Source organism: Streptomyces sp. BJ20 (genome assembly GCF_022869105.1).
Classification (GTDB): domain Bacteria; phylum Actinomycetota; class Actinomycetes; order Streptomycetales; family Streptomycetaceae; genus Streptomyces; species Streptomyces griseoincarnatus.
Genome location: NZ_CP094918.1, coordinates 2,920,342 through 2,942,101 on the forward strand (window position 1 = coordinate 2,920,342; position 21,760 = coordinate 2,942,101).

The 21,760-nt window shown below is 72.8% G+C and carries 20 protein-coding genes and 1 pseudogene; 12 read left to right on the forward strand and 9 right to left on the reverse strand.

Annotated elements, in window-relative coordinates; all coding sequences use genetic code 11:
• Positions 1-86: 86 nt before the first annotated feature.
• The 3 genes and pseudogenes from MTR79_RS13285 to MTR79_RS13295 all read right to left on the reverse strand — a co-directional run.
• Positions 87-563, reverse strand: coding sequence for a carboxymuconolactone decarboxylase family protein (locus tag MTR79_RS13285; RefSeq protein WP_244790317.1), 477 nt, complete (start codon positions 561-563; stop codon positions 87-89).
• Positions 564-642: 79 nt separating this feature from the next.
• Entirely contained in the window at positions 643-2,415 is a 1,773-nt protein-coding gene (locus tag MTR79_RS13290; protein ID WP_244790319.1) for a carboxylesterase family protein, read from the reverse strand.
• A 318-nt stretch (positions 2,416-2,733) separates the two neighbouring features.
• Positions 2,734-2,936, reverse strand: a pseudogene (locus MTR79_RS13295) (VOC family protein); the annotation flags it as partial.
• A gap of 485 nt (positions 2,937-3,421) precedes the next feature.
• Here MTR79_RS13295 and MTR79_RS13300 point away from each other — a divergent pair.
• Both MTR79_RS13300 and MTR79_RS13305 read left to right on the forward strand, forming a co-directional pair.
• Positions 3,422-4,303 (forward strand): universal stress protein, encoded by an 882-nt coding sequence (locus MTR79_RS13300; protein WP_244790320.1) that lies wholly within the window; start codon positions 3,422-3,424, stop codon positions 4,301-4,303.
• A 53-nt stretch (positions 4,304-4,356) separates the two neighbouring features.
• The gene (locus MTR79_RS13305) at positions 4,357-4,635 is read left to right on the forward strand and encodes an SHOCT domain-containing protein (protein WP_086701458.1); all 279 of its coding nucleotides are present in this window, start codon (positions 4,357-4,359) and stop codon (positions 4,633-4,635) included.
• 350 nt (positions 4,636-4,985) lie between these two features.
• On the opposite strand, the gene MTR79_RS13310 is transcribed toward MTR79_RS13305, so the two are convergent.
• Positions 4,986-5,240 (reverse strand): lipopolysaccharide assembly protein LapA domain-containing protein, encoded by a 255-nt coding sequence (locus MTR79_RS13310; protein ID WP_048455074.1) that lies wholly within the window; start codon positions 5,238-5,240, stop codon positions 4,986-4,988.
• 514 nt (positions 5,241-5,754) lie between these two features.
• On the opposite strand from MTR79_RS13310, the gene MTR79_RS13315 reads away from it, so the two are divergent.
• Positions 5,755-6,252: a flavodoxin domain-containing protein gene (locus MTR79_RS13315; protein WP_244790321.1), complete on the forward strand. Its 498-nt coding sequence runs from the start codon at positions 5,755-5,757 to the stop codon at positions 6,250-6,252.
• A gap of 8 nt (positions 6,253-6,260) precedes the next feature.
• Here MTR79_RS13315 and MTR79_RS13320 read toward each other — a convergent pair whose 3' ends face one another.
• The 3 genes from MTR79_RS13320 to MTR79_RS13330 all read right to left on the reverse strand — a co-directional run bounded on the left by MTR79_RS13320 (position 6,261) and on the right by MTR79_RS13330 (position 10,620).
• Positions 6,261-8,624, reverse strand: a complete 2,364-nt coding sequence (locus MTR79_RS13320) for a heavy metal translocating P-type ATPase (protein WP_244790322.1) — start codon at positions 8,622-8,624, stop codon at positions 6,261-6,263.
• Between the two features lie 259 nt (positions 8,625-8,883).
• The gene (locus MTR79_RS13325) at positions 8,884-9,771 is read right to left on the reverse strand and encodes a universal stress protein (protein ID WP_086701462.1); all 888 of its coding nucleotides are present in this window, start codon (positions 9,769-9,771) and stop codon (positions 8,884-8,886) included.
• 696 nt (positions 9,772-10,467) lie between these two features.
• Positions 10,468-10,620, reverse strand: coding sequence for a hypothetical protein (locus MTR79_RS13330; RefSeq protein ID WP_244790324.1), 153 nt, complete (start codon positions 10,618-10,620; stop codon positions 10,468-10,470).
• An 806-nt stretch (positions 10,621-11,426) separates the two neighbouring features.
• Here MTR79_RS13330 and MTR79_RS13335 point away from each other — a divergent pair.
• Positions 11,427-11,777 (forward strand): NADH-quinone oxidoreductase subunit A, encoded by a 351-nt coding sequence (locus tag MTR79_RS13335; RefSeq protein WP_189366044.1) that lies wholly within the window; start codon positions 11,427-11,429, stop codon positions 11,775-11,777.
• A 293-nt stretch (positions 11,778-12,070) separates the two neighbouring features.
• Here MTR79_RS13335 and MTR79_RS33705 read toward each other — a convergent pair whose 3' ends face one another.
• Positions 12,071-12,436 carry a hypothetical protein gene (locus MTR79_RS33705; RefSeq protein ID WP_348538696.1) on the reverse strand — a complete coding sequence of 122 codons (366 nt, stop codon included), beginning with the start codon at positions 12,434-12,436 and terminating at the stop codon, positions 12,071-12,073.
• Positions 12,437-12,490: 54 nt separating this feature from the next.
• Between MTR79_RS33705 and MTR79_RS33710 the strand changes: the two genes are divergently transcribed.
• The 8 genes from MTR79_RS33710 (at position 12,491) to MTR79_RS13375 (ending at position 20,876) form a co-directional block, all read left to right on the forward strand.
• Positions 12,491-13,273: a hypothetical protein gene (locus MTR79_RS33710; RefSeq protein WP_348538697.1), complete on the forward strand. Its 783-nt coding sequence runs from the start codon at positions 12,491-12,493 to the stop codon at positions 13,271-13,273.
• Positions 13,266-14,195: an NADH-quinone oxidoreductase subunit H gene (locus MTR79_RS13345; RefSeq protein ID WP_086699664.1), complete on the forward strand. Its 930-nt coding sequence runs from the start codon at positions 13,266-13,268 to the stop codon at positions 14,193-14,195. Before MTR79_RS33710 ends, MTR79_RS13345 begins: the two co-directional genes overlap by 8 nt.
• Before the next feature lie 20 nt (positions 14,196-14,215).
• The gene (locus MTR79_RS13350; protein ID WP_086699662.1) at positions 14,216-14,785 is read left to right on the forward strand and encodes an NADH-quinone oxidoreductase subunit J; all 570 of its coding nucleotides are present in this window, start codon (positions 14,216-14,218) and stop codon (positions 14,783-14,785) included.
• A complete protein-coding gene (locus tag MTR79_RS13355; protein ID WP_048455065.1) occupies positions 14,782-15,087 on the forward strand; it encodes an NADH-quinone oxidoreductase subunit K in 306 nt (101 codons plus the stop codon). Before MTR79_RS13350 ends, MTR79_RS13355 begins: the two co-directional genes overlap by 4 nt.
• Positions 15,084-17,030 carry a proton-conducting transporter membrane subunit gene (locus MTR79_RS13360; protein WP_244790328.1) on the forward strand — a complete coding sequence of 649 codons (1,947 nt, stop codon included), beginning with the start codon at positions 15,084-15,086 and terminating at the stop codon, positions 17,028-17,030. The genes MTR79_RS13355 and MTR79_RS13360 overlap by 4 nt, the downstream gene beginning before the upstream one ends.
• Positions 17,031-17,034: 4 nt before the next feature.
• Positions 17,035-18,540, forward strand: a complete 1,506-nt coding sequence (locus MTR79_RS13365) for an NADH-quinone oxidoreductase subunit M (RefSeq protein ID WP_086699659.1) — start codon at positions 17,035-17,037, stop codon at positions 18,538-18,540.
• Positions 18,537-19,961, forward strand: a complete 1,425-nt coding sequence (locus MTR79_RS13370; protein WP_244790330.1) for an NADH-quinone oxidoreductase subunit N — start codon at positions 18,537-18,539, stop codon at positions 19,959-19,961. The genes MTR79_RS13365 and MTR79_RS13370 overlap by 4 nt, the downstream gene beginning before the upstream one ends.
• Positions 19,962-20,321: 360 nt before the next feature.
• The gene (locus MTR79_RS13375) at positions 20,322-20,876 is read left to right on the forward strand and encodes a YbhB/YbcL family Raf kinase inhibitor-like protein (protein WP_348538698.1); all 555 of its coding nucleotides are present in this window, start codon (positions 20,322-20,324) and stop codon (positions 20,874-20,876) included.
• Positions 20,877-21,221: 345 nt separating this feature from the next.
• On the opposite strand, the gene MTR79_RS13380 is transcribed toward MTR79_RS13375, so the two are convergent.
• Positions 21,222-21,722, reverse strand: coding sequence for an Asp23/Gls24 family envelope stress response protein (locus MTR79_RS13380; protein WP_086699656.1), 501 nt, complete (start codon positions 21,720-21,722; stop codon positions 21,222-21,224).
• Positions 21,723-21,760 lie beyond the last annotated feature (38 nt).

Below are 21,760 nucleotides of genomic sequence, written 5' to 3' on the forward strand. Positions count from 1 at the left end.
GAGAAGTACCTCCACGATTTGGTTGTCAGGTCAACTAGAATGTCATGGTGGCGTGCAGACGGCCACCGGTGCCGACTGCGACGCTGTCAGGCCTCCTTCACCGGATGGCCACTCATGATCGAGACACGGTTGAACGCGTTGATGCTGATCGCGACCCACAGGACGGCCGAGATCTGCTCGTCGGTCAGGTCGGCGCGTGCGGCTGCCGCCGCAGAGCCCCGGGCGGAGTCCTGAAGGTTCGTCGTCGCCTCTGCCAGCGCCAGTGCGGAGCGCTCCGCAGGGGTGAACACCTCTGTCTCGCGCCAGGCCGGCAGGAGACCCAGGCGCTGCGCCGTCTCGCCGGCCTCCAGCGCCGTACGCGTGTGGACGCGCAGGCAGTACGCACATCCGTTGATCTGGGAGACGCGGATGTTGACCAGTTCCACCAGGCCGGCCGGCAGGCCCGCGCGAGTGGCCGCCGCACCTGCCGCCTGTGCCGTCCGCGCCAGGGCGCGGAACACTTCGGGGTCGGACTTGTCGATGAAGACGTGCTGGTCACGGTACGACGTCGTGGTGATGGCCACTGTGCTCCCTGAGTTCATGTGTGGACGGGAAGGCGCTGCGGATCGCCGGGTGACCGGCTCCGCCGAGTGGGGCGCGCCGTCACGGCAGAGGACCTTCGTGGCGCAGCCAGAAGTCGACGGCGTCCGGCCGGGGCCGGGGCGCCACCGTGCTGCCGGCGTCGAACCTCATGACCTTGTCCGGCTCCTCCTGGAAGGTGGGCCAGTCCGGAAGCCCTGACCCGTTCGGATTTCCGGTGCGCGCGAAGTTGATCCAGTAGCCGCTCATCTGGTCGCGCAGGGTGAAGTCACGCTTGTCGTACGCGGCGTCGCCGTCCTTGCCGAGGTTGTCGTACGCGTACATCACCTCCGCCCCGTGATAGGCGCCGAACTGCCGCAGACCGGCCTCCGGAGGGACGTGCGTGAAGTAGTAGGTGTAGGCATCGGCGTGGCCCGAGCGCGTCTGCAGCATCGCCCATCGGCGCATGGCGCGGGTCATGACCTTGTCGGTCTCGGCCTGGAGGAGGGAATCGCGTACCTGTTCCTCGGTGTCGCCGGGGTAGAGACGGAGGAACAGCTCGGCGTCCGCACCGTGTTCTTCGCGCACCCCGCGTCGGTAGTCCGCGACGTCGGCGTCCGGGGGACTCAGGAGGGCGAGAGAGGCCTCGTCCGCGTTGCTCCCGACGAGGACCGGCACGTCCGACTGATCGCCCGCCGCATAGATGTCCGCCGGCGCCCGGTCGAGGACGTACCCGTCGACGGAGGGGCGCCAGTGACCGTTCAAGGGCTCGGCCGCTTCCACGATCCGGTCCGCGGGCATGCGGCGCATCTCCTCCACGGTGGCGCCCCCCAACCGTTCACTCAGGTTCCGCCCCGCTGCTTCCGCCGCCGGCCGAGTGTCGTACTGATCGCCTCGATCGGTGTCGCCGAGCGTGCCCATGCAGGCTCCGCTGCCGCCGATGACACCGTGCACCAGTCCCTTGGCGCGGGGGGTCGCGCCGAGGATGCAGACGCTCTCGCCGCCCGCGGACTCGCCGGCGATCGTCACACGCTCGGGGTCGCCGCCGAATGCCGCGATGTTCTGCCGGACCCACCGGAGGGCGGCGATCTGGTCGAGCAGCCCGTAGTTGCCCGAGGCGCCGGCACCGGACTCCGCGGCGAGGTCAGGGTGCGACAGGAAGCCGAGCACGCCGAGACGGTAGTTGATCGTGACGGTGATCGCCTGGCCTCTGGACGCCAGCGACTCGCCGTCGTAGAGCGGCAGGGCACCGGAGCCGGTGGCGAATCCGCCGCCGGGGATGTAGACGATGACAGGAAGTCTCTCCGTCGAGGGGCTCGTGCCGCGCCAGATGTTGAGGTACAGGCTGTCCTCACTCACCGGATACGGATTGAGGAGGGTCCCCTCCAGCGGTGCTTCCACCACCTGGGACAGCGCGCGCGTGAGGAAGGTGGACGTGCCCTGGACGGGAACGTCGGAGAACCGGTCGGCGGTGAGCAGGGCCGAGCGCGGTTCGGGAGGCTGCGGGGGTCGCCATCGTCGGTCGCCGACGGGAGGCCGGGCGTAGGGGATCCCCGCGAAGATCTCGACGTCGCGCTCGTCGTTGAGAACTCCCCTGACCGGCCCCTCCTGTGTGGGAACGGTCCGGGACGGCCGGGGATCGGCACCGCCGGCGGCGCGGTTCTCGGCCGGGGGGTAGGCGAGTACGGCAGTGGTGGTCACCAACGCCCCCGCGAGAAGCCACGCCCCTGCCTTGAGCAGGGCGGGGCCCCGGAGCCACCAGCGGGTGGTGAGGCCGAGCCCGACGAGGCAGGCGACGACCAGCGCCCACCCCCACCACGGTGTGCGGTTGAGCCAGGCGACAGAGAAGGCCACCATGCTCAGAGGAAGGAAGGGAATACACCTCCAGGCGGAGCGCCACGATCCGCGCGGCACGCGCCGGCGATCGCCGAGGAGGCGCCGAGCGGCCAGAACCACCCACTGTCTTCTTCCTGTGTCCACCGCTGCCTCTCGCTCGGCACTCGCGTGGGCCGGGCGTTTGGTTGACGTGTCAAGTTCTGTTCCACTGTAACCCACGCGCGCACACGGCTCCGGTGTCGGCGGCTCGCCGAGCGGTCTCGGCGAGCAGACCGCGAAGGGTTCGGGGACTCGCTCAGCCGCCGGCACAGCTTCCCTGTTACGCACTGCCGGTGAGCGTCATTCCGCCGGCGTGCCGGTCCCAAGCCGGTTGCCGTCAGGGTCGTGCAGCTCGACCTCACGCGCCCACGGAGCGTCCTTCGCCTGCACCCTGACTCGAAGGCGACGGACTCGGCATCACGAACGCGGAGGTGGACCAGCGTGTCGGAACTGGCATCGCCCTTGTGCCCCGACAAGAACAACCGCACCCCGCCCCGGGCGACAGGTGCCTTGTCCAGCAGTGTGTCGATGCGCGCCGGGCAGCAGCCAGTCGCTCGTACCGGACAAGGGGCGCACCGGACCGTCGGAGGTTCCGCCGGGCAGTTCCGGACCGAGCCGGACCGTCAGCGGATGGCCCCCGGGGCACGAGCCGCTAAGGGAACCGAGGGCCGCCCGCTTCTTGCGGACCCTCATCGCACGGTGCGCGGTCTCACTCCGCCTCTCCGTGCCTCATGGCCCTCGGCTCCCCTCCATGACACCTCCGCCCGTCCGCCGGCTGCAGGGCCGAACGGCCCCGGCCACGATGCCGACACGGCCTTCGGACAATCCCACGGCCATCGCCGCGGCGGCAGGACGGGCCGCGGCTGTGCCGTCAGCCGGTGAGGGACACGGGCCTGATGGCCCTGCGGGTGGACCCGGCGGCCCCTGTGCGGGACACCGTTCCCGCGTGACTCTGAAGAAGAGAGAAGATCTTCTGGAGGTGTACGTCATGCCTGCACCTGTTGCCGTCGGGATCGACGGTTCCCCCGAGAGCCTCGCCGCCGCCGAGTGGGCGGCTCGTGAGGCCGTTCTCCGCGGACGGCCGCTGCGGCTGCTGCATGCGCGCAACTGGCACCCGCGCCCGGGGGAGGCGGAGATCACCGACGCGGCTGGGCGGCACCGGGCCCGGCACCTTCTGCGACAGGCGGAGGAACGCGTCCGCACGGCCTGCCCCGACGTGCGGGTGTACGACGAGCAGGTCGAAGGGCCGGCGTCCGCCGCCCTGGTGAAGGCGTCGGCCGACGCCGAGCCGCTGGTGCTCGGCTCGCGCGGGCTGGGCCGCATCACCGGCCTGCTGGTGGGGTCGGTCGCGCTCGAGGTCGTGGCGAGGGCCACCGGACCCGTCGTCCTCGTACGGGCCGACGGCACGACGGGGGAGACGCGCGAAGCGGCCCGCACCGGCCGACGGGACGTGGTCCTCGGCGTCGACGTCACGGAACCGTGCGACGAGGTGATCGAGTTCGCCTTCGAGGCGGCCCGGGCGCGTCACGCGCGGCTGAGGGTTCTGCACGCCTGGCGTGCTCCCGACCCCCTCACCCTGGGCCCCGGCGAGATCGGTCTGGTGAGCGATCCACAGCGGGCCGAGGAGTGGCTGCGGTTCCTCGCCGCCGTCATCCAGGTGTGGGGCGACAAGTACGCCGACGTCGACGTTCTGCGAACGGTGGTGGACGGCAGGCCCTCCGACGCCTTGCTGAAGGCGGCGTCCGGAGCGGAGCTGCTGGTCGTCGGACACCGGCTCACCGACCGCCCCAGGATCGCGCGTACCGGCCCGGTGACCCACACCGTGATCCAGCAGGCGGTGTGTCCCGTGGCCGTCGTGCCCCACTGCTGAACCGCTGAAGACGATCCGCGGATGACGGGACGGCGGAAAGGAAGTGGTCCGTCATGACGTACTGGAACGGGCATGGCATGAACGGCTGGGGCTGGTTCGCCATGTCGCTCGGCACGGTCCTGGTATGGGCGGTGCTGATCGTCGCCGGGGTGCTGATCGTGCGGGCCTTCGGCCGTGCATCCGGTCCTCCGGCCCCGACCGACGACCGCCCCGCCGCCGAGCAGGTCCTCGCCGAGCGGTTCGCCCGCGGGGAGATCGACGAGGACGAGTACCGGCGCCGCGCGGCCGTACTCCGTGGGGATGTTCCGCACACGGGCGGGCCTTCTCCCTGATTCCACGGACCGGCCGGGCTACGGAGAAGCGGCATGACCGCATGGCACAGGGGCCCCGTCGTCGCCGGTGATCGCGCGTGGCGGCGCAGGCACGCCAACCGCGCACCCCCGGGGATGCGGTCGCCGGCGCCGGGCGGACCGGACGCCCGAGCGGGACCTGGCGGTACGGATCGGTGTCGGCGCGCGCGTCACGCGCGAGCACGAGACCGTGATCGCGCGGGCCCTGCCGAGCCGGGCCGCGTCGTCGCGACGACCGGGGACGGCGTCGACGACGCGGCCTTGCTGCGGGCCCGCACCGTCGTGGCTACGGGCGTCGTCCCTGGAGCTCGCCGAGCTCCTCCGGCGGCTCGCTAGCGGCGGGAGCGCCGGTGGGCGACGAGCAGGCCGAGGACCATACCCACGAGGAGCGTGACCGTGAGGACGCCCCACAGCGGGAGCGTGACGGTGGGGACCCACAGTCTGATGGTGACCGACTTCGTGTTGACGGCGATGAACCAGATGGCCAGCCCGGCGAGCAGCACGAAGCCGATGGTGCGCAACCTGACGTCCCGCCCTTTGACCGTCAGGGTCGCCGGACCGTTCGTGTGTGCGCTGTGCCGGGTCATACGGCAATTCTCGGGCCGCCCGTCGGCATCGGCGACTCAAGGATCCGCGTCCGGAACTTCCTCCTCAGGGACTTCCGGGTCCCGCTCCGGCAAGCGCCGAGCGCGAAGGGCCGGACCGGTCGCCCGCCCGAGAAGACCGCGAGCCGACGACGACCTGTGCGGGCGTGCTGCGCTGCGTCGGTTCCTTCGGACTCCGGTGACGAGCACGAGCGGTGACGTGGGCGCTCGTCCTGTTCCCGCCGGCGCACGGGCGCCGGGCAACCGGTCACCGGGGAGCGACTCCGCCGATGCCGTGCCTCCAGCATCGGTGCGGTCGCCCACGGCGGCACGGGCTGGGGGGTGCGTCGCTCCTGGCCGACCGTCCGCAGGGACGCCGGCCACCGCACGGTCGCCGGCGAACCGGCCGCACGCCATGATGGGAACGCCGCCGTGAATTGTCGGCCTGCCCGGGCGGCGCGCGAGGGCGGTCGAACGGCCGCTGTCGCGTGTGGGCCGTGGAAGGAGGCGGACCGCCATGGCGAAGAAGGTGCTGGTCGCCTACGGGACGACGAACGGATCGACGGCGGAGATCGCCGAGGCCGTCGCCGGAGTCCTGCGCGAGGAAGGACTCACCGCCGAGGCGCGGGCCGCAGGGTCCGTCGCGAGTGCCGCGTCCTACGACGCGGTCGTGGTCGGCGGCGGACTGTACGCCGGCCGCTGGCACCGGGACGCCCGCCGTTTCGTCCGCCGCCACGGCAAGGAGCTGGCCGGACGTCCCCTGTGGCTCTTCAGCAGCGGGCCACTCGACGCCTCCGCGACGGAGCGGGACATACCGCCCGTGCCCTGGGTGCAGAAGGCCGTGGCCCGCCTCGACGCGCGGGACCACGTCACCTTCGGCGGCTGCCTGCGCGAGGGCGCGAAAGGCTGGGTCGCCCGGACGATCCTGCGTGACGGAAAGGGCGGGGACTTCCGCGACTTCGGCCGGATCGAGGCATGGGCCGCGGGAATCGGCCGTGAGCTGAAGAGCGGCTGACGGCGCGGTCAGGGAGCGAGGGAGAAATAGTTCTCCTCCTCCTGCGTGAAGTGCAGCCGAAGCACGGTGTGCAGACCGTAGAGACAGGCACGCAGGTCCTCGAGCTGCTCGGGCCCCAGCACGCCCTGTGCGTCGGCGAGCGACACATGGGCCGCCACCCGCCCGGCGAGCCGCTCGATCTCGGCGTGGGCGCGGCTCATGGTCGCCGTCGCCTCCGGCCCGCCGAGCACCGGTTCGAGAGCCGGATAGAGCTGATGCTCCTCAGCGGACTCGTGCGGGAGCAGCCGTTCGGTGAGCAGCCGGTTCACCTCGCGCACCGACTCCAGGGCCTGCCCGTCCCCGCCGGGGTCCGAGAGCCGGGCCGCGGCGTCGCGCACGGCCTGCAGGACGTCCTGCAGATCCTCGTGCTCGGCCGCGAAGCGGTGGATCAGGGCCTCGGCGGCGGGTTCGAGGGCCGGCCGGGCGCCCTGGTCCACGCGCAGGGCGCGCAGTGCGTGGAGGATGACCGCCACGTCGATGCCCTCCTGCAGCAGCGCGCCGACGGCCGGGGGCAGCAGCCCCACGGCGGCCGCGCCCATCGCCACCAGCGAAAGGAGCATGCCGCCCAGGGCGCTCTGCACGGCGATACGGCGCGACCGTACGGCGATCGACGTGGCGTCGGCCAGCCGGTCCACGCGGTCGGTGGTCAGGACGATGTCCGCGGCCTCGGAGGAGGCGGTGGAACCATGGGCGCCCATCGCCACGCCGACGTCCGCGGCGGCGAGCGCGGGCGCGTCGTTCACACCGTCGCCGACCATGACGGTGACGGCGCGCCCGCGTTCCGCGCGGACCGCGGCCACCTTGTCGGCCGGGGTCAGTTCGGCCCGCACGCCGTCGAGGCCCAGCACGGCCGCGATCTCGCGGGCGGGTTCGGGCCGGTCGCCGGTGAGCATCACGATCCGCTCGATGCCTGCCGTACGCAGCCGCCTCAGGGCGCGCGGCGCGTCGTGGCGCAGCGGATCACGCAGCATGACGGCTCCCACGGGAACACTCTCGACGGTGAGCCAGGCGACGGCGGCGCCGTCCAGCACCGCCCGGTTCTCCGCGGCCCGCGCCCATTCCGGGACCACCGCCGCGGGCTCCAGGCGGCCCACGGCCGTCCTGCGGCCGCCGACCACGCCGTACGCGCCCCGGCCGGCCTCCTCCGAGACATCCGTCGCCATCGACGGCTCCAGTCCACGCTCACGGGCCGCGTCGACGATGGCGTGGGCCAGGACGTGCGGCGAGTACTGGTCCACGGTGGCCGCCAGCCGCAGCACCTCGGCGGGTTTCCAGCCGGGGGCCGCGGTCACGTCGACCACGCGCGGGCGGCCGCCGGTGAGAGTGCCGGTCTTGTCGAGCAGCAGCGTACGGGCCCGCCCCAGGCGCTCCAGCGCGCCGCCGTCCCGGACCACCACACCCAGCCGGGACGTCCGGGACAGACCGGAGACGATCGCCACCGGGGCGGCGAGCAGCAGCGGACAGGGGGTGGCGACCACCAGCACCGCCACGGCCCGCACCGCGGAGCCGCTCAGCAGCCAGGCCAGCCCCGCGACCGCCACCGAGAGGGGCAGGAACCAGGCCGCGTAGCGGTCGGCCAGGCGGACGACGGGGGCCGCTTCCGCGCCGGCCTGCCGGGCGAGGCGCACGATCCCGGCGTAGGTGCTGTCCTGCTCGGTCGCCGTGGCCCGCAGGTCGAAGGCCCCGCCCGCGTTCACGGCTCCGCTGCGCACCGTCTGCCCGGGCTTGCGTTCCACCGGTGCCGACTCGCCGGTGAGCACCGACTCGTCCAGGACGGCCGCCGGGCCCGTCACCTGCCCGTCGACGGGGACGACCTCGCCCGCGCCGACGACGAGGAGATCCCCCACGGCGACCTCGGAGACGGGAACCGGGCGGACTGCGGTGCCGGTGCGCCGGCGGGCGGTGCGGGGCGTGTGCGCGAGCAGCGCCCGCAAGTCGTGGGAGGCGCGCCGCTGGGCGGCGGCCTCCAGCGTGCGCCCGGTGGCCAGCATCAGACCGATCAGGGCTCCGGCGAGATACTCGCCGACGGCCAGGGTGCCGCCGAGGGCCAGGACCGCGATGAGATCCACGCCGGCGTGGCCGCGCCGCAGCGCCGCCACCACCCAGCCGGTCGCGGGCACGACGGCGAACGCCGTGCCCAGCGCCCAGCACAGATCGGCGGCATCGCTGTGGTCCAGCAGCCGGAGGACGCCTCCCGCGATGAGCGACGACGCCGTGACAGCCAGGAGGACTGGTTCGAGCCAGGACGGTCCCGCCGGTTCCGGGGCAGGCCCCGGCGCCGGCTTCTGTGAGCCGGCCCGGCGGGTGTCGTCGGAGGGCTTGGCGCGGATCATGGTATGCCTCAGCGGTCAGCGGTCAGCGGTCAGCGGTCAGCGGTTCGCGGTTCGCGACGGGCGGCCCGGGACGCCCGCCCCGGCCGGTCGCCCGGACTTTCCTCACCCCGTGTCCAGGGACCGACTGTTCATGGGGCGGATCCTGGGACCCGAGGGCCCCGCGCCCTGTCGTTCGGCCCCGCCCCTTTTCGAGAGCGGTGGACGGACCAGGGAGCGAGACGCGGAAGGGGGCCGCCACCCGGTCGGGGCCCGGCCGATCTCAATGACGGGCGGCCGCTCCCCGCACCACGGCGACCGGACAGTGCGCGTGATGCAGCAGCGCCTGGCTGACCGACCCCAGCAGCAGCCCGGTGAAACCGCCGCGCCCCCGCGCCCCGACCACCACCAGCCGGGCGGTCCGGCTCGCCTCGATCAGGGCCTCGCGGGTGGGGCCCTGCACCGCCTCGTGTTCCACGGCCACATCCGGATGCCGCTTCTGATGCCCGGCCAACGCCTCCGACAGCAGACGCTGCTCCTCCTGACCGAGTGCTTCGACTGGATTCGCGTACGGCTCGGACGGATCCTGCGGGGCGGGGAGCGGTGCGTTCCACGTGGTCCAGGCGTGCAACGCGACCAGGGTGGTCCTGTGCAGCTCGGCCTCCTGGAAGGCGAATTCCACCGCCCTGTCCCCGGCGGGGGAGCCGTCGACGCCCACCACAACCGGACCGTCCACGCGGGCTTCCTCGCGCACGACGAGCACGGGGCAGCGCGCGTGTGCCGCGAGATGCACCGCCGTCGAACCCACCATGAGCCCGACGAACCCGCCCATCCCGCGGGATCCGACGACTACCAGATCGGCGGCACGCGACTGTGCCTCCAGCACCGTCAACGGCTCTCCCGTCACGACCGTGTGCGACACCTCCACCTCCGGCGCCGCGGCCCGGGCGCGCTCCACCGCCTCCGCCACCAGACGATCGACCATGTTCCGTATCCCGCCCTCCGGCGGCCCCACAGGTGACGGGCCCAGAGGGACATGCATGGCGGGCCAGAGGAAGGCGTGCACCACCCTCAGTGCGGCCGTCCGCAGCCGGGCCTCCCGCGCGGCCGCCTCCACCGCGGCGAGACTCGACGCCGACCCGTCCACGCCGACGATCACCGAACCACCCACTGTGCCTCCCGGGTCCAAAGCGTTCTCGCTCCCTCCAGACTCACCCCGGTGACACCCTGGTGCCATGGGGCTTGCGACCCGATCCACAGGGCCATGCGGGTACACGGATGGCCCTGTGGGCGGGCCGCCCGGTGCCCGCGTCCGGTGTGCGAGAAGAGGCGGATGGCCGCCTGTACCCGGTGACGGGACCGGGGTGCGGGAGCGGTGAGTGACGAACGTGACGGCGATCCTTTCCCCGCGAGCCGGCGGCGGTTGCGCGGCCGGCTCGCGGTCCGGTGACGTGGTGGACCAGCCGGCGGCCGACCGGCCGTGCCGGTGGGGCCGGACCGGGCCCAGGCCCGGGCTACGGGGTCATGTCTCCGCGCCGACCCGGGTGCGCGGGTTGTGGAACTGGCGAGTCCGGGCCGGCTCCGTCGCGCCGGCACGGTTGTTTCTCGGCCATCCTGTACTCCCTGGTCACCTGCCTCGCCCGGGTTGACCGGGCCCGAGGCCGAGGGGGAGGCGCACCCCTCGCCTCATTCCGGCATAGCCGGTGCGCGGCCACCGCGCGAGGGCTGGTCGGCCCACCATGAGGTCCGACGGACCGGGTGCTCAGCTCGCCCGCTGTAAAGGGTGCGGACGAGGCGACGGCTCGGAAGGAGCGCCCGTGCGGCCCCGCAGCAGTCGGCCAGGCCGCGGTGGGGACAGGGCGGTCGTTCAGCGGGAGGCGGGGCGCTGCCCGGTCTTCCAGCGGGTGGCGAGGAGTCCGGAGGCGGCGGTGAGGACGGCGGCGGCGATGACGGTGGCGCCCGCGCCGACCAGGCCGGTGGGCAGGCCGACGGCCGCGCCGTCCATCAGGACCCGCCCCACCGGGAGCTGATTGTGCGTCGCGAAAGGTCACCGGCCGGCGGCCCGGCGTCGGCGGACGAGCACGCGGCGGTTTGCGGCGTTCGGCGCGGTGTTACCCCTGTGTGGACGGCATCAGCCGTCGCCGGACACCGCTGGAGGCTTCTGTCGTGACCACCGCAGTCAGGGCACGCTCGATACCTGTCCTGCTGATCCGGGCGGGTGGATCGGGAGAAGCCGCCCCGGTGCATCGAGGAGTGCGGCACCTGTGCACGGGCCGTACGGCGTGCGCTGCGTGTCCGGCTGTCGCAGGAACAGCCGGTGAACTGACCAAGTGCATCCCAGGATCGCCGCGATCCCGTGCCCCCCACCGGCCACGACGCCGACAGCAGCCGCGCGGGGGAGTGCGCCACCGTCTGCGGAGCCGGGCAACGCGTGTGAGCGCCAAGCCGGCCGGCGCGAGCACTGCCGCGTGGGCGCCGAGCGCGCCGTCGCTGCGAGCAGGCGTGCGACGACCTGACCGGATTTCGCCTGACCGGCACACTCCTCGTCCGCCCCACCGCATCGGATGGCACGGCCCCGACTGTCGTGGAGCGGCAGCCTGCTGCTCCCCAGGTGCGCCTGTACCGCACACGACCCGGCAGGTGCGCGGCCGGATGGTCCGTGCAGGACTGCCCGGTACGCCTCGGGGGTACGCGGCGCGCCAGTCATGTCCCAAGGAGGCATCGCATGGCCGTGAGTGAGAGGACGTCGGCGCACGCGGCGCGCGGCGACCGGGCCCTGCCGGGCTCGCCCAGCCGTTCGGTCGCCGCCCGGGCGGGTGAGGACGTGTGAGCGGCACGACGGCGGCGCTGTCGCTGCTCGCCGTCGCCCTGGTCGCCGTCGGCGGTGTGTACGGGGCGGCGTGGGCGGCGCGGATCGGCTCCGGCGCGCCGGACTCGGCGCCCTTCGGGTCGGGACTGGAGCCCACGGAACACGCGGTGAGCCGGTTTCATGTGCGCTGGTACACGGTGACGATGCTGTTCCTCGCCTTCGACATGGAGATGGTCTTCATGTATCCGTGGACGCGGGTGATCTCCGCCATGGGGCCGAGCGCGGTGATCGAGATGTTCGTCTTCCTCGCCGTCCTCGTCACCGGGGTCGTCCACGCCTGGCGGGAGGGCGCGCTGCGATGGACCTGACCGGCCTGATCCTGCGTGTCACCGCTGGGCGACCGCACGTGCTGCTGGCGACCGTGCCGGGCGGCGCAGCGGTCCGGCTGGCCGCCGAGCGACTGCTGAGAGCGCGCGACTGGCCACAGGCGTCCACTCCGGCGAAGGCCGATCTCCTCCTCGTGGCCGGTCCCGACCTCCCGGAGTTGCGGACGGCACTGGAGCGGCTGTGGCGGGACATGCCCGCACCGCGTGCCCGGGTGCACGCCCGCACGCCTGACGAGGTGGAGGCCGCGCTGGACTCCGGCCGTGCCCTCCTCGGTTCACCGGCCGTCCAGCGCGAGTCGGCCGCGCCCCCGGGCGAAGCGGTCGGGCACCGTGAGGGAGAACACGGCGCACAGGAGCGGCACGAGGGTGATGACCAGGCTCCCGGCCATGACGGTGGCGGTGGCGGGGAGGGGGAGGCCGGCCGGGCGGGTGACGCCCACGGTGGGCCCGACGGCGAGCACGCCCCGCACGATGCAGGCCAGGACACGGAGGCAGAGCACGGCGACGGACGTCAGGCCCCCGACGGTCAAGCCCCGGACGGCCAGGACGCCGACGGTCACGGCGACCACGGCGGTCACGGTGGGCACGGCGACCACGGCGACCACGGCGACCACGGAGGGCACGGCAACCACGGCGGTCATGGGGGGCACGGCGGTCACGGCGGCGGACAGACGGACATGCCGGGCGGGCTGCCGATGGCAGAGTCGGGAGCGGACCGTGACGGGCTGACGCTGGATCGGCTGCATCTGCCGCTGGGGCCCTTCCTGGCCGACTGGCCCGCGGGCCTGACGGTCCGTCTGGTGCTGCAAGGTGACGTGGTTCAGCGGGTCGACGTCGACGAACCGGCAAGGCCCTCTGACGACGCGGCGGTTGAAGCCTTCTGGGTGCAGCCGTGGCTCCGGGCGGCCTCGGGTGAGCCGGTGACCGTGGGAGAAGCGGTGCGCCGGCGCGCGGCAGCACATCTCGACAGCCTGGGGCGGCTGTTGGCGGTGGCGGGCTGGCCCGCCGAGGCGGTGCGGGCCGGGCGGCTGCGGGACGACCTGCTTTCCGGCGCCCCTCGTGCCGCGGTCGCGCCTCGGCTGGAACGCCTCACCCGCAGGGTCGGCAGGTCCCGCACCTTGGCTTGGCTGACCCGCGGCATCGGCGTCGTCACGGCGCAGAAGGCGCGGGAGGCCGGGGCGGGGGGCCCGGCGGCGCGGGCCGACGGGGATGTGACCGCCCGCTACCGGCAGTGGCTCGCCGACATCCGGCACGACCTGCCGCGGCTGGAGGATCCCGCGCCCCTGGATGTCGCGGTGGAGGACAGCCCGCGCGGCCCCTGGAGTGCCGAAGCCCCGCCGTCGGCCGCCCTGATCACGCTGCTGCCCCCCTTGCTGGAGGGAGCCGAGCTGGCGGCCGCCCGCCTCGTCGTGGCCAGTCTCGACCCCGACCCGGAGGAACTGGTCTCCCGCGGCGTGGTGGAGGTGGCGCGTGGTTGAGGCGGGGGCGTGGTGGACGCTGCTGGCCGCTCCGGGACTGCTGGTCGTCCTGGCCGCGCTGGCGGTGGCCGGGAACGCGGTGCTGGACGCGAGGGACGCGGGCCGGCCCGTCGGCGTCGCCGGCGCGGTGCGACCGTTTCTCGGTGTGCCACGGGCGCTGGTGGCGCAGCCGCGGCGGCTGCCCGCCCAGGACCGGCTGCTGTGGCGGACGGGTGTGGTGACCGTGCCGGTGGCGGCCGTGCTGTCGACGCTGGTCGTCCCTTTCGGCGGTCGTGTGGTCGCCGACCCGTCGGTCGGGGTCGTGTGGTTCAACGCCATGGAGGTGCTGACCTGGGCCGGGCTGTGGCTGGCCGGCTGGGGACCCAACGCCGCGTTCTCCCTGATCGGTGGGTACCGGTTCCTCGCGCAGGGCCTCGCCTACGAGCTGCCGCTGATGTTCGCGCTGATCTCGGCCGCCACCGGTGCCGAGTCGCTGCGGGTGGGCGACATCGCCGCCGCGCAGGACGGGCTGTGGTACGCGGTGTGGATGCCGGTCGCCTTCGCCGCCTATCTGGCCGGTGTGCTGGCGTTCAGCTTCCTGGGCCCGTTCGCCTATCCGGCGGGCCGCGACCTGGCCGGCGGTGTCCTGGGCGAGGTGTCCGGGGCGGACCGGTTGCTGCTGCAGGCCGGCCGGTGGCTGTGGCTTGCGTCCGGCGCGGCCATGGCCGTGCCGCTGTTCCTGGGCGGTGGCGCCGGACCGGGCTTGCCGTCCTGGGCATGGTCGCTGGTCAAGACGCTGCTGGTACTCGGTCTGCTGGTGTGGGTGCTGCGGCGGCTGCCGGTGGTCCGCGCGGACCGGTACGTGGAGTTCGCCTGGGTGGTGCTCATCCCGCTGACGATCGCACAGGCCCTGGTACCGGCTCTGGTGAACCTCGGCCGATAGGACAAGGGAGGGATCGCTTCATGGGCACGACCGACACCGTGCTGCTGGTGGCTCTGGGGGTGCTCGCCCAGGTCTTCGGCGTGCTGGTGTTCACGCTGAACTCGATGGCCCGGGTCACCTTCTCGCTGCTGGCGTCACTGGTCTGCGTCGGCGGCGTCACGGCCGTACTCGGCCTCCCCTATCTGGGCGTGGTCATCGTGCTGATGATGGTCATGGAAATGGTGATCATGGCCGTGTTCATGATCGCCTACATGATGAACCCGGCCGGGCTGATGCCGATGTCGATGCTGCACAACAAGCGCGGCGCGCTCGCCACCAGCGGCATCGTCTTCGTGGCCTTGGTCGCCGGGATCTTTTTCGTGCCCTGGCCCGACCGCACCGCGTCCCGGCCCCGTGACACGACCTTCCAGGTCGGCAGGGCGCTGATGGCCGAACAGATGCTGACCATGGTCATCCTGGGCTTCGTGCTGCTGGCCACCATGGTCGGTGCCACCGTCCTCGCCACGCACCGGGGCCGTTACGACCGCTTCGGCGACGACCTCGACCAGCGGCCGGCCCAGGACCCGGCCGGCGGAGGGGTGGGCCGGTGACCTTCGAACTGATCCTGGTGCTGGCCGCGGGCCTGTTCTCCACCGGCCTCTTCGGTGCGCTGTCCCAGCAGTCCATCGTCATGATCATGATGGGGATCGAGCTGATGATCGGCGGTGTCATCGTCGCGGCCGCCGACTTCTGGCACTTCCTCGCCCCCGGTGCACCGAGCGGCCAGGTGGTGATCGTGGCGGCCGTGGTCGCGATGGCGGTGGAGATGGCCATGGGATTCGCCGTGACCACCGCGATCTACCGCGCCCGTCAGGTCGACATGACCGACATGGCCGACGAGCTGAAGGGGTGAGCGCGGTGATCTGGCTGCTGATCTCCCTACCCCTCGGCGCGGGAGCCGTCCTGGGCGTGACGGGAACCCGCTGCAACCGGCTGGTTCCCGCTCTCGGTGTGGCGGTGGCCGTGGCGACGCTCGGTGTGGCGGTCGCCGCCGCGGTGACCCGGCCTCAGTCGAGCGCGCCGCTGTTCGCCGGGATGCGGGCGGGTCTGGCGGTGGACGGGCTGTCCGCGTTCATGGTGGTCACGGTGGCGGCGGTCACCACCGCCGTCCTGGCCTTCGCCGCCGGCGAGTTCGGATCGGACGAGAACCGGGGCCGGCTCTTCGGACTGATGCTGGTCTTCTCCGGAGCCATGCTGGTCACGGTCACGGCGACCACGCTGCCGCTGCTGCTGATGGCCTGGGAGGTGATGGGCGCCACCAGCTGGGCGCTGATCGGCTACTGGTGGCGGCGGCCGGAGCGGGTACGGGCAGCGGATACCGCCTTCCTCACCACCCGTACCGCCGACCTCGGGCTGTACCTGGCCGCCGGCGCGGCGGTGGCCGGCGGTGCCGGCTCGCTGGACCTCCGGGCCCTCCCGGACGCCCCCTCGCCGTGGCTGCACGTGATCACCGGAGGTGTGGTCGTGGCCGCGCTGGGCAAGTCGGCGCAGCTGCCGTTCTCGTTCTGGCTGTCGCGGGCCATGCAGGGCCCGAGTCCGGTGTCGGCGCTCCTGCACTCGGCGACCATGGTCGCCGCCGGCGCCTACCTCCTGCTGCGCCTGCATCCGCTGCTGGCCGCCACCGGCTGGGCCGGCCCGCTGGTGGCCTGGACCGGCGCCGTCACCGCGCTCTTCCTCGGCGTGGTCGCCGTAGCGCAACGGGACCTGAAGCAACTGCTCGCGGCGTCCACCTCCTCCCAGCTCGGGTTCATGGTGCTGGCCGCGGGCAGCGGCGGCATCGCCGCCGGCACCACCCAGCTCGTCGCGCACGCCGCCACGAAATCGGGGCTGTTCCTCGCCGCCGGCGCCTGGCTGACCGCGCTCGGCACCAAGCACCTGCCGGCCCTGCGCGGTGCCGCCCGCACCTACCGTCTTCTCGGCACCGCCTTCACCGTCGGCGCGCTGACACTGGCCGGACTGCCGCCGCTGTCGCTGTGGGCGGCCAAGGACGAGGTCCTCGCCTCCGCGTACGCCGAGAGCACCGGCTTGTACGCCGTGGGGCTCGCGGCTGCCGCCGTCGCCGCCGTGTACAGCATCAAGGCCCTGTGGTACGTCACTCAGCCGCTGCCCGACGACCCGGAGGCCGGCTACGACACCGAGCGGGACGGCACCCGGCGTACCGCCCGCACGACCCCTGCCCCGCTGCTCGTTCTCACCTTCGCCGCCGCCGTGCTGGGGGTGCTGGCCCTGCCCGGACCGGCCAGCTGGCTGAAGCGTCTGGTCGGGGCGCCGGACGAGCCCTCGCCGAAGCCGTGGGAGGTGGGCCTGAGCGTCGGAGTCGCGTTCGCCGCCGCGGGCCTGGCCTGGTGGTGGGCCTCCCGCCCGGCGCCCTTGCCGCGTCCGGCGGTGCGGTGGGCGCGGGGATGGCTGCACCTGGAGCGGGCCGCGCACACGGTGGTCGTACGGCCCGTCCTGGGGCTGGCGCGGGCCCTGGCCGTCTTCGACGACCGCGTCGTCGACGGAGCGGTACGCCAGGTCGCGCGCGGCGGGCTCGCCACGGCCAGGATCGCCGGCCGGGTGGACGACGGCATCGACGCCGCGGTACGGCAGACCGCCCGCGGCGGACTGGCCGGCGCCCGGCTCGCGGGCCGGGCGGACGACGGCGGCATCGACGCCGCCGTGGACGCGGTCGCCGCAGGCGCCCGCGGTCTGGGCCGGGCGGCGCGCCGGCCGCAGACCGGGCTGCTGCACCAGTACTACGCCCAGGCCGCCCTGGGCTTCGCCGTACTCGTCCTGATCGTGCTGTTGGTGAGGTAGCCCTGTGCTGAGTGTCATCACGTTCCTGCCCCTGCTGGTCTGCGCGATCCTGCTGCTCCTGCCGCGGGCGCTCTCGGACCGGGCGTACATCCAGGTGTGGATCGCCACGGCCGCCGTCGACCTCGCCCTGGTCGTCGCCCTCTGGACCGGCTTCGACCCGGGGGAGGGGATGCAGTACCAGCAGCGGGTTCGGTGGATCCCCGGCGCCGGGGTCGGCTACCACGTCGGTGTCGACGGCCTGTCCCTGCCCCTGGTCGCGCTGACCTGCCTGCTGTTCCTCGCCGTCGCCGTGTACTCGCTCAAGGAGCGGCAGCGGGTGCGCAGTTACGTGTGCCTGTTCCTGTTCCTGCAGACCGTCAGTCTGGGCCTGTTCGTCGCGCAGGACCTGATCCTGTTCTTCGTCTTCTTCGACCTGTCCATCGTCGGCATGTTCTTCGTGATCGCCGGATGGGGCCACGGCGAGCGGGGCAGGGCGGCGGCGCTGAAGTTCTTCCTCTACACCTTCATCGGCTCACTCGCGCTGCTGCTCGGCTTCATCGGCCTGTACCTCGCCGCCGAACCCCACACCTTCGACCTCGTCGACCTCACCCGCGCCAACCCGCTCGCCGGCCGCGGCGCGTACGCCGGCCTCGTGCTGCTGGCCATCGGCGTCGGACTGGCCATCAAGACCCCGACCGTGCCGTTCCACACCTGGCTGCCGCCCGCCCACACCGACGCCCCCGCCGCCGGCTCGGCGATCCTCGCCGGGATCCTGCTGAAGATGGGCGCCTACGGATTCGTCCGCATCGCCATGCCCCTGCTGCCGGGCAGCTGGCGCCAGTACGCCCTGGTCATCGTCGTCGTCGGCGCCGTCTCCGTGGTCTACGGGGCGCTGGTCGCCCTGGCGCAGACCGACTTCAAACGGATGATCGCCTACACCTCGGTCAACCACATGGGCTACGTCGTCCTGGCCGTCGGTGCCGCCGGGACGCTGGCCGGCACCGACGCCCAGGCGCGCTCGCTCGCGGTCACCGGGGCGGTGACCCAGATGGTCAGCCACGGCCTGATCACCGGCGCCCTGTTCCTGCTGTCCGGCGTGCTCTACGACCGGGGGCGGACCTACGCGATCGACGCCTACTCCGGTCTGGCCGCGCACACCCCGCGCTTCGCCGGCGTCACGGCCGTGGCGGCGTTCGCGAGCCTCGGCATCCCCGGCTTCTCCGGGTTCATCGCCGAGTTCCAGATCTTCACCGGCTCCCTGGCCTCCCGGACGGTCGCCACCGCCATCGCCCTGACCGGCATCCTGCTCACCGCTGCCCTGTTCCTGCGTGCCCTCCGCTCGATGTTCCTCGGCGTCCCGCGGCTGCCGCAGAGCATCCCCACGGGCGGCATCAGCGACCTCGAACGCACCGAGACCGTCCCGACGGTGACCCTGCTGGCGGTGGCGCTGGTGATCGGAGTCGTGCCGCGCTGGCTGCTGGACGTCATCGAACCCGCCAGCCGCACGGTGATCGAGCTGGTGGCCCGGTGAACGAGAACCTCGCCGCCCTCGTCCCCGAACTCGCCCTGGTCGGCACGGCCGTCATCGGCCTGCTCGCCGGTTCCTGGCTGCCCCGACGACGACAGTGGATCATCGCCGTCCTGGCGGCAGCCGCTTGTGCGGCCGGTCTGGTCGCCACCGGCGTCACCATGGCCACCGACCGCGAACAGACCGTCTTCGCCCACGCGTTCGCCGTCGACACCGCGACCGACTTCGGCCGCCTGACCGTCCTCGGCGCCCTGCTCCTGATCGCCGGCATGTCCGTGGAAACCGTCCGCGGCCACAAGCGCGAAACCGAGTACTGGGTGCTGCTCCTGCTCACCGGAGCCGGCACCCTCGCCCTGATCGGCGCGAACGACCTGCTGACGCTGTTCGCCGCCTACCTGCTCGCCAGCATCCCCGCCTACGCCCTCGCCGCCTACGCCAAGGACGAACGCGGCACCGAAGCCGCCCTGAAGTACTACCTCATGGGAGCTCTGCTCGGCACCACCATGCTCGCCGGCACCGCTCTCCTGTACGCGGCCGGCCACGCCACCCTCTACCGCGAACTGAACACCGCGCTGCCCACCGCCGCCTACGGACTCGTCGCCGTGGGACTCGTCGGCGTCCTGGCCGGCCTCCTGTTCAAGGCGGGGGCGGTCCCCGCGCACTTCTGGGTCCCCGACGTCACCGACGGCGCCCCCACACCCGTCGCCGCCTACGTCACCACCCTGCCCAAGATCGGCGGCCTGATCGCCGGCTTCCGCCTGCTCCACCAGGCCCTGCCCGGCACCGACGTCAACTGGCCCCTGCTCCTGGGCGTCGTCGCCGCAGTCACCATGACACTGGGCAACCTGGCCGCGTTCTTCCAAAGCTCCGTCAAGCGTCTGCTCGCGTACTCCACCATCAGCCAGGTCGGCTACCTCCTGATGGCCCTGGCCGTCGCCACCCGCACCGACCTCGCCCAGAGAAGCCTGCTGTTCTACCTCGCCGCCTACGCCGCCACCAACCTCGCCGCCTTCGCCGTCGTCACCGAACTCCCGCACGCCCGCACCCTCGACGACTACCGCGGCCTCGCCCGCCGCCGCCCCGGCCTCGCCGCCGTCCTCGTCGTCTGTCTCCTCGGCCTGGTCGGCACCCCGCCCACCGGAGTCTTCCTCGGCAAACTGGAGATCTTCAGCGCCGCCGTCGACGGCGGCTTCACCTGGCTCGCCGCCCTCGCCGTCGCCAACACCGTCGCCTCACTCTTCTACTACCTGCGCTGGCTCGCGCCCCTGTTCCGGCTCACCCCCGCCGAGCCGTCGGCGACCGCCTTCGCCGTCTCCGGCCGCTGGTCCGCGGCCACCGCCTACACCGCAGGCGCCGCCTCCCTGCTCCTCGGCGTCGGGGGCGGGGCCGTCCTCCCCCTCACCACGGGACCACTCCTGCCCTGACGGGCCCAGTACCTCCTCCAGTCGAGCCGTACCGGGGCCTGCGCTCCGGCCGGTCGTCCACGCTCCCGGACCTCGGGACGAAAGGGTCACACCCAGGGTGGGCGGACCGTACCCGGCGATCTCCGCCGGATCGCCACCAGGTCAGGACCTCGACGTCGTCGGCCAGTTGAACCTCGGTGTGCACCCTGCTCCGCGACACCCACTACTGGGAGCGGACCGAGGTGGCCGGAGACCGCCTGGCCGCCTCCGACTTCTCCCCGGCGCTGCGCCGACAGCTCACCCGGGCCCTGAAAACGGGTCAGCCAGTACCGTCCGTGGCCGTGGCCGTGCCACTCGGCCTGCGGCGCCGGAGCCCTCGAAATGGCCCTCACACCGCGGCAGATCGGCGACTGGCTGCGCGCGCACCCCACGGAGGTCGTTGCCCGCACCCGTCAGCCGTATGACAACGGCCGGCTCGGGTACCCACGCACCATGACCGGCATCGATCTGCGCAGTCCCGCGTTCGCGGACCACGGACACCTTCCCCGTCGCCACGCAGGAAACGGGGACAACGTCTCACCGCCGCTGTCCTGGTCCGGCATACCCCGAGAGGCATCAGAGCTGGCTCTGCTGTGCGAGAGCGTCGACGCACCGCCCGGCGGCCGTCCGCTGTGGCTGGTGACGGGCATCGATCCACGCCGCACCGGACTGGAAGCCGGGACCGGCCACCCGGGTAGTCACGTGCACAGGAACGGGTACGGCGACAACGGCTGGGGTGGGCCCATCGCGTCGCCCGGCGAACCACACCGCTACGTGTTCCGCCTCTACGCACTCCCGGCTCCCGTTTCGATACCCCATGACGTGACGGCAGATGCCGCGCGTGAGGTTCTGGACGACCAGAGCGTCGGTCACGGGACCCTCGTGGGCCGGTGCTGATCTGCGAAGGCGCAACCGGCCCACCGTACGGCGGTGGGCTCTCGCCGAGGCGCACCAGCCTCTTGTGGCGGGCCCTCTCACGGGCCACCGCGTGAACCCCAAGGACGACCAAGCCGAGCCGGCACGTGCCGGCTCGGCTTCGCCATGAGATCGTCCGCGCTTGCGCAAACGTGGTGGTCGGCCCCTCGTACGATCCGTGGTCCGGTAGGCCCCCGGGGTGCGCGCGCTGTGCGATCGCGCTCGGCCGGGCGTGCTACGGGGCACGTCATCAACGCCTCCCGACAGGAGCAGACGTTCACGAGCGGTACCGCGGTCCCGGGGGCCGGTAGGAAGCGAGCAGGACGATCAGGCCACCCGCCCGCCGCCCTGTTCGGACTCCTCGTCTTCGTCGGGCAGGTGGACGTCGTGCACCGCGATGTTCACCTCCACGACTTCCAGGCCGGCCATGCCCTCCACCGCCTGGATGACATTGGCGCGCACGTCCCCGGCGGTGTCGACGATGGAGGCGCCGTATTCGACGACGATGTCCAGGTCCACAGCCGCCTGGCGCTCGCCGACCTCCACACTGACCCCTCGGGTGATGTCGGTGCCGCTCCCAGGAACGCGTTCCTTCATTGCCCCGAACGCCCTGGCCATCCCCCCGCCGAGGTTGTGGATCTCGGGGATCTCACGGGCCGCCATGCCCGCGATCTTGGCTACGACAGCGTCCGCGACCGTGGTGTCTCCGCGCATCCCCGGAGGAGCGTCGGTGCCCCTGCGGCCTTTCAGAGTCGTTCCCTTCTCGCCTGTTTCATTGCGAGATTTCGTCGTTGTGTTGGTGCCGGTGCGGTTCGTGGCCTCTGGCATCGCGCTCACCTCACGCTCGGTGGATTTGCGATCGTTGT

Coding starts and splice junctions, on each gene's coding strand:
- MTR79_RS33705 (WP_348538696.1), bottom strand. CDS start 12,436: ATGACCGCCGTGGTTGCCGTGCCCTCCGTGGTCGCCGTGGTCGCCGTG.
- MTR79_RS13380 (WP_086699656.1), bottom strand. CDS start 21,722: ATGCCAGAGGCCACGAACCGCACCGGCACCAACACAACGACGAAATCT.
- MTR79_RS13350 (WP_086699662.1), top strand. CDS start 14,216: ATGGGCACGACCGACACCGTGCTGCTGGTGGCTCTGGGGGTGCTCGCC.
- MTR79_RS13320 (WP_244790322.1), bottom strand. CDS start 8,624: ATGATCCGCGCCAAGCCCTCCGACGACACCCGCCGGGCCGGCTCACAG.
- MTR79_RS13305 (WP_086701458.1), top strand. CDS start 4,357: ATGACGTACTGGAACGGGCATGGCATGAACGGCTGGGGCTGGTTCGCC.
- MTR79_RS13315 (WP_244790321.1), top strand. CDS start 5,755: ATGGCGAAGAAGGTGCTGGTCGCCTACGGGACGACGAACGGATCGACG.
- MTR79_RS13290 (WP_244790319.1), bottom strand. CDS start 2,415: ATGGTGGCCTTCTCTGTCGCCTGGCTCAACCGCACACCGTGGTGGGGG.
- MTR79_RS33710 (WP_348538697.1), top strand. CDS start 12,491: ATGGCAGAGTCGGGAGCGGACCGTGACGGGCTGACGCTGGATCGGCTG.
- MTR79_RS13300 (WP_244790320.1), top strand. CDS start 3,422: ATGCCTGCACCTGTTGCCGTCGGGATCGACGGTTCCCCCGAGAGCCTC.
- MTR79_RS13310 (WP_048455074.1), bottom strand. CDS start 5,240: ATGACCCGGCACAGCGCACACACGAACGGTCCGGCGACCCTGACGGTC.
- MTR79_RS13375 (WP_348538698.1), top strand. CDS start 20,322: ATGGCCCTCACACCGCGGCAGATCGGCGACTGGCTGCGCGCGCACCCC.